This window comes from Streptococcus sp. NPS 308 (genome assembly GCF_002355895.1).
Taxonomy (GTDB): domain Bacteria; phylum Bacillota; class Bacilli; order Lactobacillales; family Streptococcaceae; genus Streptococcus.
Window position 1 is genome coordinate 1,103,634 of record NZ_AP017652.1, and the last position, 17,960, is coordinate 1,121,593.

A 17,960-nucleotide genomic window follows, 5' to 3' on the forward strand; every position below is an offset into this window, starting at 1 on the left:
TCTTTATTTTCTCCATTGTACCGTATTTGCTAAGAAAAAGTCAAACTTTGCCTTGTTTAGTTGGTAATTCGCCCCTATTTGTGATAGAATATTGAAAAAGATATTTCTTTTGAGAAAGGAAAATGATGAGCAAGATTTCAACTGATTTGCAAGATGTCGAAAAAATCATCGTACTGGACTATGGTAGCCAATACAACCAGCTAATTTCACGCCGTATCCGTGAAATTGGTGTTTTTTCAGAGCTAAAAAGCCATAAGATTTCAGCAGCAGAGGTTCGTGCGATTAACCCGGTAGGGATCATTCTCTCAGGTGGACCAAATTCTGTTTATGAAGAGGGATCATTTGATATTGACCCAGAAATTTTTGAACTTGGTATTCCAATTTTGGGAATCTGCTATGGTATGCAACTTCTTACCCACAAACTTGGAGGTAAGGTTGTCCCAGCAGGTGATGCTGGAAACCGCGAGTATGGTCAATCCCCACTTACTCACACTCCTTCTGCCCTCTTTGAAGGGACTCCTGAAGAACAGATAGTTTTGATGAGCCATGGCGATGCTGTTACAGAGATTCCAGCTGATTTTGTTCGTACTGGAACTTCTGCTGACTGTCCTTATGCAGCTATTGAAAACCCAGAAAAGCACATCTATGGTATCCAATTTCACCCAGAAGTGCGCCATTCTGTATACGGAAATGATATCCTTCGCAACTTTGCACTTAATATCTGTAAGGCTAAAGGCGACTGGTCAATGGATAACTTTATCGAGATGCAGATTCAAAAAATCCGTGAAACTGTTGGAGACAAACGTGTCCTTCTCGGTCTATCTGGTGGTGTTGACTCTTCTGTCGTTGGCGTTCTTCTCCAGAAAGCAATCGGCGATCAATTGATCTGTATCTTTGTAGACCACGGTCTTCTTCGTAAAGGGGAAGCAGACCAAGTTATGGAGATGCTTGGTGGTAAGTTTGGATTGAACATCGTCAAAGCAGATGCTGCCAAACGTTTCTTGGATAAATTGGCAGATGTTTCTGATCCTGAACAAAAACGGAAGATTATCGGTAACGAGTTTGTTTATGTCTTTGATGACGAAGCAAGCAAGCTCAAAGATGTGAAATTCCTTGCTCAGGGAACGCTTTACACTGACGTGATTGAGTCTGGTACAGATACTGCTCAAACCATCAAATCACACCACAACGTTGGTGGTCTTCCAGAAGATATGCAATTTGAATTGATTGAACCATTGAACACTCTTTATAAAGACGAAGTTCGTGCCCTCGGTACAGAGCTTGGTATGCCAGACCACATCGTATGGCGTCAACCATTCCCAGGGCCAGGACTTGCGATCCGTGTCATGGGTGAAATCACTGAAGAAAAACTAGAAACTGTTCGTGAGTCTGATGCAATCCTTCGTGAAGAAATTGCCAAAGCGGGACTTGACCGCGATATCTGGCAATATTTCACTGTCAACACAGGCGTTCGTTCAGTAGGTGTTATGGGTGATGGTCGTACTTATGATTACACAATCGCCATTCGTGCAATCACTTCTATCGATGGTATGACAGCTGATTTTGCTAAAATTCCATGGGAAATCCTTCAAAAAATCTCTGTTCGTATCGTAAACGAAGTTGACCACGTCAACCGTATCGTCTACGATATTACAAGTAAACCACCTGCAACCGTTGAGTGGGAATAGAGTTAATGAGTTAAAAAGTCCTAGAAATATTGATTTCTAGGACTTTTTTTCAATTTTGAAATTCGATGGTTTCAAGGTTGTAGAAATCCCTCCCCCCTACTTCTCTTTTTAAATCCTTAAAATCATGCTATAATATAATAAGTATAAGTCCAATAAACTGACTATAGAAGTCAGCGATAAAGATTTCTTACATCATCCGTAAGTGTTATTCTACTCTGATTCATACTATAATGAAAGTAACAAAAGATGGAGGTGTTTCACATGGAAACCATTTTACGAGTAGAATCATTAAAAAAGCATTATGGGAAAGAGCCCAATATCACAAAAGCCTTGGACGGCATATCTTTTAAAGTTATAAAAGGCGAATTCCTAGGGATTATGGGGAGTAGCGGTTCTGGGAAAACAACCCTTCTTAACTGTCTCGCTACTATCATCAAGCCAACTGACGGTTCCATTCAAATGCAAGAAAAGGATTTAGGTCAGTTAAAAGGGAGTCAGTTAGCTGATTATCGTGGCAGGGAAATTGGCTACCTCTTCCAGAATTTTGAGCTCTTGGACAATCTTACAGCCAAAGAAAATATTTTACTCCCCTTGTCTTTGCACAAGGTCGATGCCAACGAAAGCAAGGTTCGGTTAGAATTGCTTTCCCAATATCTGGATATTTCTGAACTTCTGGATAAGTTCCCATCTCAATTATCAGGTGGTCAACGGCAAAGGGTAGCTGCTGCTCGTGCCTTGATTTTAGACCCTAAGATTGTATTTGCGGATGAGCCCACAGGGGCTTTGGATTCAAAAAACGCAACCATTTTGATGCAAAAATTATCCGAAATGAATCAAGTGGAAGAAACCACCATTCTCATGGTTACCCACGATTCAGTTGCAGCCAGCTTTTGCAACCGCATCTTGTTTATCCAAGACGGAAAACTATTCCATGAAATCCGTCGTGATTATCCAAGAGAAAGTCAAGAAGACTTCTACCACAGAATACTAAAGGTTATGGCAGCCCTAGCTGGAGGTGATGGCAATGTTTTCTAAATTAGTCTCAAGAAATAGCAAGAGAGATCGAAAGAATAACAGCTTGTATTTTAGTTCTATGGTTCTTTCCATCATCTCCTTTTACATCATCCTTTCTTTGTCTCATCAAGATGTGATGATCTTTCTCAAACAAATAGAAAGTGATGCTGTAAATAAACTCTTTAGCATGATTCCCATTCTTTATGTAGCAACGCTCTTTATCCTCTTTTTTCTAGTCTACTTCGCAAGCAGTATGCAGATGGAAAGGAGAAAACATGAATTTGGGGTTTATCTCACACTAGGCATGCGGAGAGGTAAACTGTTCTTACTGCTCCTACTCGAGGATTTGAGAAACAGTGTCCTTGCCCTTGGAATAGGCCTTCCTATTGCCATCTTAATTTCGGAACTAATTAGTCTAATAACAGTCAAAATTGTTGGGTTGGGGATTATTGAACATCAATTTTCTCTATCTACTACAGCTCTACTCTATACAGTCATCGGCTTCCTAGCTGTTAAATTAGTCGTCTTTGTTCTTTTAAGTGCAAAAACAGCCAATAAGGAAATCGGAGATCTTCTTGCCTTTTCTCCTTCTGGTATGAAGAAACTACTTCCCAAGGGGGTATACCTTCTTGCTTCCGTCCTCGGAATCTTGCTTCTCGGAACAGCCTATTACTTGGGGATGAGTGGACGTGCTTGGGAAAGTGTCATAACCATGGGCATCACTGTTTTCCTGGGAACTCTAGGAACTATCCTACTCTTCTTTGGTATGCGTTTATTTATAGACATTCTAGTCAATCTTGGTAGCCATCGAAAACTCCATACCTATAATTTTAGACAGATTCAGGAATTAGTTATCCAGCGCTCAACTATACTGGCCATCTGCTCCCTCTTAATCTTCTCTGCCTTGTGCCTCTTTGGAGCAGGTGTTGCCATTGCAAGCGGCAATTCTGGTAATCAGGCTCATGTCTTAGATTATACATTTAGAGATAGCAAGCAGGAATCAGATGAAAATCTTGATGTGAATACAGTTAAAAAAGAGCTTGAAGCAGCAGGACTAGCATCACAGTTTTCAAAGATTCTACAAATCAAAGTCGGGAAACCAAAAGAAAACGAGTCCGTGGCCTTTGAACAGTTTATCAAGGTATTAAAAGAGCAAAGAGACAGTAAAAACAAGGAAATCTTAGTCCATAATTTCCAGAAGTATAGAAGTTGCCACCTTTTGCCGCTCTCTGAATACAATGAACTTAGAAAAGCTGCCAATCTCCCTCCTTTAGAATTAACTAGTAAGGAAGCCTACTTGTATATGGGGAAAGATTTTCTCCCAGATGAGAATCTTGTCAACTCTGTCCTAAAGACAAATCCTCAAATCAAAGTCATGGGAAATGATATAAAATTGATTGGAGATGTGCAGTCTTTACCAATTGTAACGGACCGTGAAATTACCCTCTCTGTAGCACTCATTCTTCCAGATGAGACTTTTATGAGTTATACTGACAGTAAATACTCAAACTATGTCAGCGGTATCTTGGCTCCTGAGCTAGTCAAGGAAAAAGGCCTGATGAGAGCTATCTCAGATACCAATGAAAAGCTAGATCAAACCTCTCTTGGTTATGAAAGCTATATACAAAATATGGGAAGACAATTATTTTACATTATCTCTGCCAGCTATATCACTATCTATCTGGCTATCATCTTCCTTGTTGTCGCTAAGACAATCATCGGCGTCCAGTTTTTGATGGGACAAAGACAATCCTACAGACGATACCAAACCTTGATCCATCTTGGAGCTAACTACGAAACTCTTTGTAAATCTTCAGAAAAACAAATCAACTGGTATTTCGGTCTGCCAATAGCCCTTGCACTTCTCAGTAGTAGCTTCGGAGTGAGCTCCCTCCTCACAGGAATAGTACCCGCTAGCGCAAGAATGGTTATGGGGCAAAAATTTATCACAGCCATGCTGATAGTACTGCTCTTAGCTGGATTTGAAGTCATCTATATCAGAATTGTAAAGAAAAATAGCAATAATTACTTGTTGTCCTTAATGGAACCCAAAAGAGATGAATAAAGTAGAATAAAATAGGAGAAGGAGGAGCCGATATGAAGCATATTCTGGTTATTGAAGATGAAGCCTTGATTCGAGATGAAATTGTCATCTTGTTAGAGAAAGCGGGTTATCAAGTTGATAAGTTGACTGACTTCAAAGATACAAGCCAGCAAGTGTTGCAATACGCTACGGATCTAATCATACTGGATTTGAATTTGCCGGGAGAAACAGGTTTTCATATTTGTAAAAATCTCAAGTCCAAACGCTCTGTGCCCATATTGGTTCTCACCTCTCGTGAACAATTAAAAGATGAAATCCACGCTCTGAAATTAGGGGCAGATGAGTACCTAACAAAACCTTTCAAGAAAGAAAGATTTTTGGCACGTATAGAAAATATCTTGAAACGCTATGAAGGTAGACAAAATCTACTTGAAAAAGATAATTTCCTGCTGGATAGAAATACCTATACCCTTTATATCAATGGACACTCGATTTTACTCCCCCAAAATCAAGGGAAATTGTTAGAAACCTTATTGGTTACTAATGCACCCGTCGTCACAAAAGAAGAACTAAGCATGAAACTCTGGAACACAACTGAGTTCATCGATGAAAATGCCCTACAAGTAAACATTGCAAGGCTCAAAAAGGTGATGAAACAGGCTGGCATTGCCCTTCAAGTCAAGTCCGTCAGAGGCATCGGTTACAAATTGGAAGAGGAAAGGCAAGATGAAACAGAATCTTAAATATTTGGCTGCCTATCTGCCCTGGTTACTTGTTCTTTTAGCATTTGATCTATTTACAGCTGTCCTGCTTTGGCTTTCAGACGTGAGAAAGTTTCAAGTCCTCATCCTCCTCTATCTCTTAGCTTCAGTCCTACTCTTTTTTATCCTATCATTCCTACTTATAAGAAAAGAAAGAAAAAAAGCAGCTACTTATAAGGCTTTCATAGACAATCCTAAGATGGATACGGAGCTGGAATTATTGCGTTTATCAAGTGCCTCAGAGAAAGAAAGCATCGAAGAAATCGCAAATGCGCTTTACCAAAGGCAAGCGGAAATAGGAAAACTCAACTCATTACTAGCCGAGTACGAGGACTATGTTGAAAAATGGGCTCATGAAATCAAACTCCCTCTATCGCTTCTTTCCCTCCTTTTGGACAACCAAAGTGACCAGCTGCCAAAGGATACAGCTTTTAAGTTGGATTATGTAAAAAATCAAATCCAAGGAAATGTATCACAGATACTATTCTATTATAGGGTTAAAAGTGAAAAAAATGATTTTCTATTTGAAGATGTCGACCTCCAAGAGTGTATTCAGGATCTTTTGGAAAACTTTGCTCCCTTGATTAAAGAAAAGAATTTTACGATTCATCTAGAAAATATACAGGGAAACTACTACACCGATCAACGCAGTTTTGAATTTATCCTGTCTCAAATACTAGCCAACGCCCTTAAATATAGCTCTGATAAGCCAGAACTCAGGATTTCTATGTCAAGAGACAAGGGGCGCACAAGTCTGATTATTAGGGATAATGGGTGTGGAGTTAAAACTTGCGATCTCCCTCATATCTTTGAAAAAGGATTTACTGGTGATTCAGGTGATACAAGGAAAAAATCAACAGGTATGGGGCTCTATCTTGTCAAACAATTAGCAGATGCTTTAAAAATTGACATCGCAGTAAAATCCGAATGGATGCATGGATTTGAAATCTCTCTTTCTATTTAGTAAATGTTTCGATTAGGAAAATTGCCTAATCATAGAAAGCACATATTTTATATCAAAAAGGAAAGCACTTCTGCTTTCCTTTTTTATTTGCGTTTTTTCTTAGCTTTTTTCATTTTGTTAGCCATGCGTTTCATTGACTGCTTCATAGCAAATTCGCCGATTTTACCTTTTAGTCCACCACCAAACATCTGGCTCATATCTGGCATTCCTGCTCCTCCGAGAGCTGACATATCAGGCATACCACCTTGCCCCATCATGCCTTCTAGGGCAGACATATCCATTCCTCCCATATTTGGCATATTTTTAGGAAGGTTATTTGGATTGATGCCCATTTGTTTCATCATCTTGTTCATATCACCAGACATGACCCCTTGCATGAGCTGTTTGGCCTGATTAAAGTCCTTGATGAATTTATTGACTTCGACAAAGGTATTTCCAGAACCTGCAGCGATACGACGGCGACGACTTGGATTTAACAGTTCAGGATTTTCACGTTCCTCAGGAGTCATAGAAGACACGATGGCACGTTTGCGCGCAATCTGGCGCTCATCCACCTTCATATTTTGAAGAGCTGGATTGTTAGCCATCCCTGGAATCATCTTGAGCAAGTCTTCCATCGGCCCCATATTTTGCACCTGATCCAATTGATCAATGAAATCATTGAAATCAAAGGTATTTTCGCGCATCTTCTCAGCCATTTCAAGAGCTTTTTGCTCATCGTATTCTTGAGAAGCTTTCTCGATCAAGGTCAGCATATCCCCCATACCAAGGATACGGCTTGACATACGATCTGGGTGGAAGGTTTCGATATCTGTAATCTTTTCACCCGTACCAGTGAACTTGATTGGTTTTCCAGTGATGTGACGAACAGATAGGGCCGCACCACCACGAGTATCCCCATCAATCTTGGTAAGAATAACCCCAGTCACTTCTAACTGAGCATTAAACTCACGGGCAACATTGGCCGCTTCCTGACCGATCATGGCATCAATGACGAGCAGGATTTCATTTGGTTGAGCCAAGGCCTTAACATCACGAAGCTCATTCATCAAGAGCTCATCAATCTGCAAACGCCCTGCCGTATCAATCAAAACATAGTCGTTGTGATTAGCCTGCGCTTGCTCCAAACCTTGTCGAACAATCTCAACAGCTGGTACTTCTGTTCCAAGAGCGAAAACAGGAACATCAATCTGCTGTCCAAGCGTCTTCAACTGATCAATGGCAGCTGGGCGATAAATATCTGCAGCAATCATCAAAGGACGAGCATTTTCTTCCTTCTTGAGTTTGTTAGCCAGCTTACCAGCAAAGGTTGTTTTACCAGCCCCCTGCAAACCAACCATCATGATAATCGTAGGAATCTTTGGTGACTTGATAATTTCAGCTGTATCAGATCCTAAAATAGCTGTCAATTCCTCATCAACGATTTTGATAATCTGTTGTGCTGGATTAAGGGTATCAATGACCTCGTGTCCGATTGCACGTTCACGAACCTTCTTGATAAAGTCCTTTACAACAGGCAAAGCAACGTCGGCTTCCAGCAAGGCCAAACGAATCTCTTTGGTTGCTTCTTGGACATCAGTCTCAGAAATTTTTCCTTTTTTACGTAGATTTTTAAAGACGTTCTGTAAACGTTCTGTTAAACTTTCAAATGCCATTTTTCTTCCTCTTATTCTCTATTATCAATGCTTGTTAAAATTTCTATCTGCTCCTGTAAAAAATTATCCTTTGGATAACGCCCCAAGATCTGATCAAAAATCTGACTGCGGACAATGTAGTCTGAATACATGTGCAATTTCATCTCATAGTCTTCCAGAATCTTTTCTGTCCGCTTGATATTGTCATAGACAGCTTGCCGACTAACACCGAACTCTTCAGCAATCTCCGCAAGACTGTAATCATCTGCATAGTAGAGTTCAATATAATTCATCTGCTTATCTGTCAAAAGCGCAGCATAAAATTCAAAAAGCGCATTCATGCGATTGGTTTTTTCGATTTCCATAACCTTTATTATACCAAAAAAACTATCATATCGCTATACTAGAAGACCTTCTAAGATAATTTGAATAAAAAAAGAACCTTGCAAAGCAAGATTCTTTTAGTGTCTGACTTAAATAATTGTTCTTCTGGGAACTAAATCGAATTAAGCTTCGATTTCTGTAACCATACCTGAACCAACAGTACGTCCACCCTCACGGATAGAGAATGTAGTACCTTGTTCTACGGCGATTGGGTGGATCAACTCAACGTCGATAGTCACGTTATCACCAGGCATTACCATTTCAGTACCTGCTGGAAGTTCGATTGAACCTGTAACGTCAGTAGTACGGAAGTAGAATTGTGGGCGGTAGTTGTTGAAGAATGGAGTGTGACGTCCACCTTCTTCTTTAGTAAGGATGTAGACTTCACCTTTGAATTTAGTGTGTGGGTTGATTGAACCTGGTTTAGCGATAACTTGTCCACGTTCGATTTCGTCACGTTGAACACCACGAAGAAGGACACCTACGTTATCTCCAGCAAGACCTTCGTCAAGTTGTTTACGGAACATTTCAACACCAGTAACAACTGCTTTTGAAGTTTCTTCTTTGATACCAACGATTTCGATTTCATCGTTGACACGAACAGTACCACGGTCGATACGTCCTGAAGCAACTGTACCACGTCCAGTGATTGAGAATACGTCCTCGACTGGAAGAAGCAATGGTTTGTCAGTGTCACGTTCTGGTTCTGGAATGTACTCGTCAACAGTGTTCATCAATTCCATGATGATGTCTTCGTATTTAGAGTCACCTTCAAGAGCTTTAAGAGCTGAACCTTGGATAACTGGAAGATCGTCACCTGGGAAGTCGTATTCTGACAAGAGGTCACGGATTTCCATTTCAACCAATTCAAGCAATTCTTCGTCGTCAACCAAGTCAATCTTGTTCATGAAGACGATAAGGTGTTTAACACCAACCTGACGTGAAAGAAGGATGTGCTCACGAGTTTGTGGCATTGGTCCGTCAGTTGAAGCTACTACAAGGATAGCTCCGTCCATTTGAGCGGCACCAGTGATCATGTTTTTAACGTAGTCCGCGTGTCCTGGAGCGTCGATGTGAGCATAGTGACGTTTTTCAGTTTCGTACTCAACGTGCGCAGTGTTGATGGTGATACCGCGTTCGCGTTCTTCTGGAGCAGCATCGATAGACGCATAGTCTTTAGGTTGGTTAACTGATGAAGGCAAGCGACGTGCCAAAACAGTTGTGATAGCTGCAGTTAGGGTAGTTTTACCGTGGTCAACGTGTCCGATAGTACCAATGTTAACGTGTGGTTTACTACGATCGTATTTTTCTTTTGCCATTTGAGTAAAAGCCTCCAATAAAATATATTTTATAGATAGACAGTAGGCAATACAGTCTAACTTTCCTTACTATTTTATCAAATTTCAGCTAAATTGCAAGTGTTTTACACATATTTTGTTAATTAATCTAAATCTTATGGGATCCCTTTCTTACGCTTCTTATCAAGATCCTCTGTTCTATCATATTTTAGTTTTAAAGCTTATTTATATAAGTAAAAAACCAGGTTTCCCTGATTTTTAAACTGATTCTGTTTTTTCTTGTTCTTTGGCTTCCTTATGATTTTCATACAATTTCGCAAAGAACTTAGTAATTTCTTTTAAGATAGAATAGCTAGGTACTGCTACTACCATACCAATCACACCATAGATATTACTTGATAGTAAGAGAAGGACTAAAATGGTGATTGGATGAACTTTCATAACCCCTCCAACGATACGAGGGTAGAGAATATTGCCATCAACCTGTTGAATAATCAGCATATAGACAACTGCAATTAACATCCGTTGAGGATCAGTGAATACATTTGCAATAATCATCGGAATCAAACCAATACTTGGACCAACATATGGAATCAGATTGGCAATTCCAGAAAAAATAGCAAAGACTAAGGCATACTTCAAACCAATAACACTGTAACCCACATAGGCCAAACATCCGATTATGACGGCATCAATCGCAATTCCACTGATATATCTTGCCACAGTAGCATTCAAATTTTTCAAGAGACTGGTTAGGTTCAGCTTGTCATGTTTGAGAACTGTTCGTTCCAACATCGGTAAAAATTTGTTGCCATCCAGTAGGAAATAGATCAAGAAGACTGGTGTCATAATAAGAATGAGGATTGTACTAAATAAAGCAGAAAGGACACTTCCTAAGCTATTGCTGACGCTATTAAGGATATTTTGGAGAATATCAACATAGGATAGATTTAACTGTTGAATGGTTTTTTGGATATCAATATTTTGGAAAATAGGATTCATCGATAAATCAATAACCAAATCCTGCAGTCTGCTGTAGATATTTTGGCTAGAGATAATCAAACTTGTCAGCTGGTTGATTAAAATAGGTAAGAGATAAACTACACCAACCACGATGGCTCCAATCAAGGCGCAAAGAGTGACCAAGACACCAATCAAACGATTAATCTTACATCTTTTCTCCAAGAAGGTTACGATTGGATTTGTCAGGTAGTAGAAAAATCCCCCCAATAAGAATGGAATCATAATCGTATTGATAACTGTGACAAAGGGAGTAATGATGGACCCCATCTCTCTCCAAAGATAAAAAATAATGGTTAATAGTAAGATTTCGGCTGTCCAAAAAAATAATTTGTTTCTACGGAACATAACTATCCTCCTTCTATCTATTTTACCATATTTCTGAAAAAGATAAGTTGGCTTTAGTAAAAAAGCGAGAATATTTTTTTGCTTTATGATAAAATAAAGCTAATATGAAAAAAATAATTATATCCTTACTAACACTTCTTACTTTTGGCACTATCTCTACTGTTTCAGCTCAAAGTTTTGATGTTGCTGCTAAGCACGCTATTGCTGTTGAAGCAACAACAGGAAAAATCCTTTATGAAAAAGATGCGAGTCAGCCTGTCGAGATTGCTTCTATTACAAAACTTGTTACTGTCTATTTAGTTTATGAGGCCTTGGAACAAGGAACAATCAGCCTATCAACCCCTGTTGATATTTCAGACTATCCATACCAGCTCACCACCAATTCAGAAGCAAGTAACGTCCCTATGGAAGCTCGAAATTATACTGTTGGACAACTATTAGAGGCTACAATGGTATCCAGTGCAAACAGTGCTGCAATTGCGCTAGCAGAAAAGATTGCCGGTTCTGAGAAAGACTTCGTTGACAAAATGAGGGCGAAACTTTTGGAATGGGGAATCCAAGATGCAACTATTGTAAACACAACTGGATTAAACAACGAGACTCTTGGAGATAACATCTATCCAGGTTCTAAGAAAGACGAGGAAAATAAACTTAGTGCTTACGATGTTGCCATCGTTGCTCGTAACCTCATCCGAGATTATCCGCAGGTTTTGGAAATCACCAAAAAGCCAACTTCTACCTTTGCAGGACTTGAAATCCACTCAACTAACTCTATGTTGGAGGGGATGCCAGCCTACCGAGGAGGAATTGACGGTTTAAAGACAGGAACAACTGATAAGGCAGGAGCTTCTTTCGTTGGAACCACTGTCGAAAAAGGGATGCGTATCATTACAGTTGTTTTAAATGCCGATCAACAAAACGGCAATCCTTATGCACGATTTACAGCTACTTCTTCTCTTTTAGACTATATCTCTGCAAACTTTAGCCTTCAGACTATTGTTAAAAAAGGTGAAACTTACAAAGATAGTAAGGTTACTGTCCTTGATGGAAAAGAAGACAGCGTGCCTGCAGTTGCTAAATCAGAGATTGCAGTCGTCCAACGAGTTGGAAGCGGAACTACATCAGCTCTTCAATTCACACCAAAATCAAAATCAGAAACTGCTCCTTTGGAAGAAGGAAAGGTTGTCGGTACCCTAACCTATGATGACCAGGATTTGATTGGTCAAGGCTACCTCACTTCTAAAAAACCATCTTTTGAAATGGTTTCTGAAAAAAAAGTTGAAAAAGCCTTCTTCTTAAAAGTTTGGTGGAACCAATTCATCCGCTTTATCAATGAAAAACTATAAAAAAATCGCGATTCTTCGCGATTTTTTCATATTCTTTAATTTATTTCATCTCTTTAAATGCTGCTTCTGCGTCAGCATTGCTAATAGCACCAAATTGGATTTTTCCAATTTTTCCTTGACTATCAATCAAGTATTCTGTTGGAATACTACGAATTTGGTAGGCTTGGAAGGTAGTTGCCTTGGTATCATATAGAACTGGTATATCCTTGTAACCTTGTTCTTGGTACCATTTTGGAAACTCTTCAACTGTTTTTTCACCTTGTAGTCCTGGTGCAACGACACTTAGTATTTCAAAGTCCCGATCTTGTTTTGCAGCTAATTCCATCAACTCTGGCATGCTCTTTCGACAAGGTCCACACCAAGAGGCCCAGAACTTCAAATAGACCTTTTTGCCCTTATAGTCTGATAACTTGACTTCTTTGCCATCCATAGACTGCAGGGTGAAGTCTGGCGCGTCCTTTCCTACTGCGATTTGTTGTACAGCAGGCTGTTTTGGACTGCTTGTCTGTTTGGTTTCTTTTTCACCACAGGCAATCAACAACAATAAAGACATGAGGCTCAATCCTGCAAAAATAACTTTTTTCATCTTTTTCTCCTTTTATCCAAGAATTCCTGACAAGGCATTTAACTGCCCTAGCATCAATAACAAGCCCATCAAAATAATCAAAGCTCCCCCAATTTTCTTTAGTAGAATCATATGGGGTTTTAATTTACTAAAGTAGGGCATGATCCAACCCGAAGCCAAGGCCAAAACGATGAACGGTAGGGCCATTCCCAATGTGTACACTAAGGTTAGTATAGCTCCTTGCCAAGCACCATTCCCTCCTGAAGCTGCAAGAGCCAAGACCGAACTTAAAACTGGTCCGATACAAGGGGTCCAACCAAAACTAAAGGTTATCCCAAGCAAGAAGGCTGACAGATAGTGATTCGACTGTGATTTTTTGAAGGTGACTGTTTTTTGCACTTCCAGTTTATTGAAATGCAAAATTTCCATCTGGTGTAGGCCCAAGAGGATAATGACTGCTCCCATAAGATAACGAAACCAGTCAGCATAGAGCATATGCCCTAGGAAACCAGCTCCAAATCCCAAAATGAAGAAAATGAGGGAGATGCCAGCAATAAAGCACAAGGTCCGAATTAAGCCTGACCATGCAACCTCTCTTCCGAAAAATCGAAAGCTTTTCGAATTTCCCTGATCATCCAGTAAAATACCTGCATAGACTGGTAGCAAAGGGAAGATGCAGGGTGAAAAGAAAGACAGAATGCCAGCTAAAAAAACGGATACTAGAAATATAATCGACTCCAACGAATTACCTACTTTCTCAAAATTCTAATCTTATTTTACTACAAAAGAAAAAATTTGTGACAACTTTGCTACGCTTGTCTATTTTATCTAAACTGAATATAAAAAAGGAGCTAAGCTCCTTTCGTTTTAATACGTTCCTTCTTCACCTTGACTGGTCAAGATAACAGGACCGTCTTTTGTAATCACAAACTGGTGTTCATATTGACAAGATAGGCCGCCATCGATGGTTTTATGAGCCCAGCCAGTCTTCATATCTGTATCAATTTCCCAATCCCCAGTATTGATCATGGGTTCAATGGTCAGCACCATTCCTTCACGGAGACGGAGACCACGACCTGCAACACCATAGTTAGGGACCATTGGCTCCTCGTGCATAGTTGGACCAACTCCGTGACCAACCAAATCACGGACGACACCATAACCGCGACTTTCAGCGTATTCTTGAATGGCCGCACCGATATCGCCAATACGGTTTCCAACGACTGCTTGCTCAATCCCTTTGTACATAGCTTCTTTGGTCACGTCCATCAAGTTCTTCACTTTTTCAGACGGTGTACCAACCGCATAAGCCCAGCATGAGTCTGCTAAACCGCCAGTATAGCTTTGGGTGTATTTTTTCATTTGCTCAACATTGTTAAAGTTGAGTTTAGATACATTGAGGTCGGATTTGGCAATCGGACCACCCAGTACCATGTCTACCTTGAGCAAATCGCCATCTTTCAAGATGTAATGACGTGGAAAAGCGTGAGCTACTTCATCGTTGAGAGAGCAACAGGTGGCATAGGGGTAATCCATGACTGCACCATCTACTCCAATCTGTAGAGGAAGGAAATTTTCCTCTTTACAACGACGACGAACATACTCTTCTACTTCCCACATATCCACGCCTGGCTTAATCAAATCACGTAAGCCGATATGGATACTAGCTAGGAAATCACCAACCTTGTCCATGGCTTCGATTTCACGTGCTGATTTTAAAGTTATCATTTTTTCTCCTAGATTCTAATTGATTTTCACTGTAACATTTGCTTTTGATACAATCTGATGACCATGATAAATATCGTAATCAATAATAGCAGAGCGTCTTGTGTGATGAATAATGCGAGCCTGAATACGAAGAGTATCATCAATCTGAACAGCCTGCAAGAAATAAATCAACATCTGCTCTATGATGAGATTGCGCCCACTATTCACAACGAGGTCTTGGGTCATGTGATTAAGGATTTCAGCCAAGACTCCATTAGCAAGGACACCATTTTTCTCCAACATGAAGGGCTCAACAGTAATGACGACTTCATCATGATGATAAGAAAGTTTTTGCCCGATTTGCTCTGAAAAAGTCGGCAAAGCTGAAACCTGAGAACGGCTCATCTTTTCCATGACATCTCGTCGTGTTACGACCCCAAGTAGAGTCTGGTTACTTCGAACAACGGGAACCATCTCAAAGTCTTCAGCTATCATTCGTTGGCTAACATTGGCAATATTAGTCGCCAAACCTGTTACGAAGACACTTCGCGTCATCACCTTGTCAATCGTTGTACTGGGTGACTTATCTCCCGCGTCACGCATGGTAACAACTCCGACAACCACTTGGTGTTGGTTAATGACTGGGAAACGGCTACTTCTGTTCTTACGTACCAAATCTAGATAGTCTTTGACTGTATCCGTTTCTCTCAAAAAGCCATACTCATGACTCGGACGATAGAGTTTTTCAACTGTTAAAATGTCAGTTTTAATCTGAACATTTGAGAGAGCTTTGTTAATCATGGTTGCAACTGTAAAGGTATCATGCTTACTTCTCAGAACAGGGATACCTTTTTTATTGGCAAGAGTCAATACATCATCTTGGACATGGAAACCACCAGTTACAAGGACTGCATTCTCATTTTCAAGCGCTAAAAGTTGAATGCGAGTACGGTCACCTACAATCAAAAGGCCACCATCATGGAGATAAGAGAGGATATTCTGCTCAGTCATGGCGCCAATAGAAAATTTACTAAATTCTCTCTCTAACCCTTCCTGACCTGCTAAAACCTCAGAGCTAGTCACTTCTGCGATCTCTGCATAGGTTAGCCGTTCGATAGCTACTTTTTTTGACTTGACACGTATGGTTCCACTGCGGGGGCGAGTCTCAACAATTCCCCGATTTTCAGCTTCTTTGATAGCCCGATAGGCTGTTCCATCACTGACACCTAGGTGATTTGAAATACTACGAACACTAACTCTCTTCCCAATTGGTAACTCTTCCAGATAAGACAAAATTTCCTGGTGTTTACTCATTGAACTCTCCTTTTACGTAACGAAATTCAAGATAGTCCCTCATTTTTCGTGTATAGCGATCACTTCCCTTAAACTGTCGGACAAGGCTAAAGCCCGATTTTAAGGCTACTTTTTGGCTAGCTTGATTCTCCAGATGAGTGATGATGGATAATTGTTTTAAACCAAATTCTTCAAAGGAAAGTTGACAGAGTTTGCTAACAGTCTCTGTCATAAAACCTTGCGACCAAGCATCTTTTTTTAAGAAATAACCGATTTCTGCTTCTTTCTTGATTTCGTCGATTTTTTCAAATTTGATGGAACCAATCATTTCCTGATTGTCTTGATTACAAATTGCCCAGACACCTAGAGGAGCCTTCATAAAATAGTTGGCAAGAGCATATTGACTCTCCTCTAAACTTGCTTGACTGGGAAAAATAAATTGCAGATTTTCTGGATCAGAAGCAATCTCATAAAAGGCTTTACTGTCACTAAAAAAGAAAGGACGCAAATACAAGCGCTCCGTTTCAAAGAAAGAAAACATTGCTAATTTGGTCCAAATATTCATAATCACCTCAATGGTTTTAGTCTTCGACGAGTGTAATATCTGCTCCAAGACTACGTAATTTTTCAATGATATCTGAGTAGCCACGAAGGATAAACTCAATATTTGTAATTTCGGTCTGGCCTTGAGCCATCAATCCAGCAATGACAAGTGCGGCACCTGCTCGCAAATCTGTAGCTTTAACACTTGCTCCATGCAAGCTACGACCACCTTTATAGATAATGTGATCATTCGTAGTCGTAATATCCGCATCCATTTTTGCTAACTCAAAAACATGGTTGACACGTTTTTCATAAATGGTATCAATAATCGTTCCACGGCCTTGAGCTGTTAATAAAAGTGGCGTGATAGGCTGTTGCAAATCAGTTGCAAAACCAGGATAAGGAGCAGTTTTAATATTGATTGCCTTCAAGTCTGACTGCTCTTCAACGAAAATACTATCCTCAGAGACAGTCATACGAACGCCCATTTCCTCTAGTTTGGCGATAAAGCCTTCAAGATGCTCATAAAGAACGTTGTTAATACGAATTCCTTTACCAACCGCAGCAGCAAGTGAAATATAAGTTCCAGCTTCAATACGGTCTGGAATGACTTGGTGACGAGTCCCATGAAGCGTCTCAACACCATCAATAATGATAATATCAGTACCGGCACCACGAATATGGGCCCCCATGTTGTTCAAAAGGGTAGCCACATCAATGATTTCTGGTTCACGGGCCGCATTTTCAATGACAGTACGTCCCTTTGCTTTGACCGCGGCAATCATGGTGTTAATCGTTGCACCAACGCTAACGGTGTCCATGTAAATACTTGCTCCATGAAGACCCTTACCTTGGGCAGATAAATTCATATTATCTCCCTCGTAGCTCACCTTAGCCCCCATAGCTTCAAAGGCTTTTAAGTGAAGGTCAATCGGGCGAGGACCCAGATCACATCCACCAGGAAGTCCAACCGTAGCTTCGCCAAAGCGCCCTAAAAGACTTCCGTAAAAATAATAAGAAGCACGTAAGCTATTAATCTTGCCATACGGCATTGGAATGTTTTGAACGCCTCTTGGATCAATCTCCAAGACATCGTCATAACGCTTAACAGATGCCCCCATGATCTCCATGATTTCGACAAGACTAGCAACGTCTGAAATATCTGGAACACAATCTAAAGTGACAATATCATCTGCTAAGATAATAGCTGGAATAAGCGCAACGACACTATTTTTAGCACCACTAATGGTGATCTCACCTTGCAATGGACGTCCACCATTGATGACAATTTTTCTCATGTTATACTCTTTCAAAATTTACTAAAAAGGTCTTTTCATTCTATTATACCATA

Annotated in this window: 16 protein-coding genes; 6 read left to right on the top strand and 10 right to left on the bottom strand. The window is 40.2% G+C overall.

Annotated features, from left to right (window positions below; translation table 11 throughout):
- The first annotated feature begins 125 nt into the window (after positions 1–125).
- The 5 genes from guaA (at position 126) to SNAG_RS05800 (ending at position 6,471) form a co-directional block, all read left to right on the top strand.
- Positions 126–1,688: a glutamine-hydrolyzing GMP synthase gene (guaA, locus tag SNAG_RS05780; protein WP_096407431.1), complete on the top strand. Its 1,563-nt coding sequence runs from the start codon at positions 126–128 to the stop codon at positions 1,686–1,688.
- 261 nt (positions 1,689–1,949) lie between these two features.
- Positions 1,950–2,723 (top strand): ABC transporter ATP-binding protein, encoded by a 774-nt coding sequence (locus SNAG_RS05785; RefSeq protein WP_096407433.1) that lies wholly within the window; start codon positions 1,950–1,952, stop codon positions 2,721–2,723.
- Entirely contained in the window at positions 2,713–4,767 is a 2,055-nt protein-coding gene (locus tag SNAG_RS05790; RefSeq protein WP_096407436.1) for an FtsX-like permease family protein, read from the top strand. The genes SNAG_RS05785 and SNAG_RS05790 overlap by 11 nt, the downstream gene beginning before the upstream one ends.
- Before the next feature lie 32 nt (positions 4,768–4,799).
- Positions 4,800–5,489: a response regulator transcription factor gene (locus SNAG_RS05795; protein ID WP_096407438.1), complete on the top strand. Its 690-nt coding sequence runs from the start codon at positions 4,800–4,802 to the stop codon at positions 5,487–5,489.
- Positions 5,473–6,471 carry a sensor histidine kinase gene (locus tag SNAG_RS05800; protein WP_096407441.1) on the top strand — a complete coding sequence of 333 codons (999 nt, stop codon included), beginning with the start codon at positions 5,473–5,475 and terminating at the stop codon, positions 6,469–6,471. Before SNAG_RS05795 ends, SNAG_RS05800 begins: the two co-directional genes overlap by 17 nt.
- 83 nt (positions 6,472–6,554) lie before the next feature.
- Here the strand turns inward: SNAG_RS05800 and ffh are convergent, their stop codons facing one another.
- The 4 genes from ffh to SNAG_RS05820 all read right to left on the bottom strand — a co-directional run bounded on the left by ffh (position 6,555) and on the right by SNAG_RS05820 (position 11,155).
- Positions 6,555–8,126 carry a signal recognition particle protein gene (gene ffh, locus SNAG_RS05805; protein WP_096407443.1) on the bottom strand — a complete coding sequence of 524 codons (1,572 nt, stop codon included), beginning with the start codon at positions 8,124–8,126 and terminating at the stop codon, positions 6,555–6,557.
- Positions 8,127–8,137: 11 nt separating this feature from the next.
- Complete coding sequence (locus tag SNAG_RS05810) at positions 8,138–8,470, bottom strand: putative DNA-binding protein (RefSeq protein ID WP_096407446.1); 333 nt, start codon at positions 8,468–8,470, stop codon at positions 8,138–8,140.
- A gap of 141 nt (positions 8,471–8,611) precedes the next feature.
- Positions 8,612–9,808, bottom strand: coding sequence for an elongation factor Tu (gene tuf / locus SNAG_RS05815; protein WP_001040723.1), 1,197 nt, complete (start codon positions 9,806–9,808; stop codon positions 8,612–8,614).
- 237 nt (positions 9,809–10,045) lie between these two features.
- Positions 10,046–11,155, bottom strand: a complete 1,110-nt coding sequence (locus SNAG_RS05820; RefSeq protein ID WP_000489820.1) for an AI-2E family transporter — start codon at positions 11,153–11,155, stop codon at positions 10,046–10,048.
- Between the two features lie 104 nt (positions 11,156–11,259).
- On the opposite strand from SNAG_RS05820, the gene pbp3 reads away from it, so the two are divergent.
- The gene (gene pbp3, locus SNAG_RS05825) at positions 11,260–12,501 is read left to right on the top strand and encodes a D-alanyl-D-alanine carboxypeptidase PBP3 (protein ID WP_096407448.1); all 1,242 of its coding nucleotides are present in this window, start codon (positions 11,260–11,262) and stop codon (positions 12,499–12,501) included.
- A 40-nt stretch (positions 12,502–12,541) separates the two neighbouring features.
- Here pbp3 and sdbB read toward each other — a convergent pair whose 3' ends face one another.
- The 6 genes from sdbB to SNAG_RS05855 form a co-directional block, all read right to left on the bottom strand.
- Positions 12,542–13,087, bottom strand: coding sequence for a thiol-disulfide oxidoreductase-associated lipoprotein SdbB (gene sdbB / locus SNAG_RS05830; protein WP_096407451.1), 546 nt, complete (start codon positions 13,085–13,087; stop codon positions 12,542–12,544).
- Positions 13,088–13,099: 12 nt separating this feature from the next.
- Positions 13,100–13,807 carry a thiol-disulfide oxidoreductase-associated membrane protein CcdA2 gene (gene ccdA2, locus SNAG_RS05835; RefSeq protein WP_096407453.1) on the bottom strand — a complete coding sequence of 236 codons (708 nt, stop codon included), beginning with the start codon at positions 13,805–13,807 and terminating at the stop codon, positions 13,100–13,102.
- A 126-nt stretch (positions 13,808–13,933) separates the two neighbouring features.
- A complete protein-coding gene (locus SNAG_RS05840) occupies positions 13,934–14,794 on the bottom strand; it encodes a methionyl aminopeptidase (protein WP_096407456.1) in 861 nt (286 codons plus the stop codon).
- A gap of 15 nt (positions 14,795–14,809) precedes the next feature.
- Complete coding sequence (gene spxR, locus SNAG_RS05845; protein ID WP_096407458.1) at positions 14,810–16,087, bottom strand: CBS-HotDog domain-containing transcription factor SpxR; 1,278 nt, start codon at positions 16,085–16,087, stop codon at positions 14,810–14,812.
- Positions 16,080–16,631: a GNAT family N-acetyltransferase gene (locus SNAG_RS05850; RefSeq protein WP_096407461.1), complete on the bottom strand. Its 552-nt coding sequence runs from the start codon at positions 16,629–16,631 to the stop codon at positions 16,080–16,082. Before SNAG_RS05850 ends, spxR begins: the two co-directional genes overlap by 8 nt.
- A 16-nt stretch (positions 16,632–16,647) precedes the next feature.
- Positions 16,648–17,907 carry a UDP-N-acetylglucosamine 1-carboxyvinyltransferase gene (locus SNAG_RS05855; protein WP_096407463.1) on the bottom strand — a complete coding sequence of 420 codons (1,260 nt, stop codon included), beginning with the start codon at positions 17,905–17,907 and terminating at the stop codon, positions 16,648–16,650.
- Between the last annotated feature and the right edge of the window lie 53 nt (positions 17,908–17,960).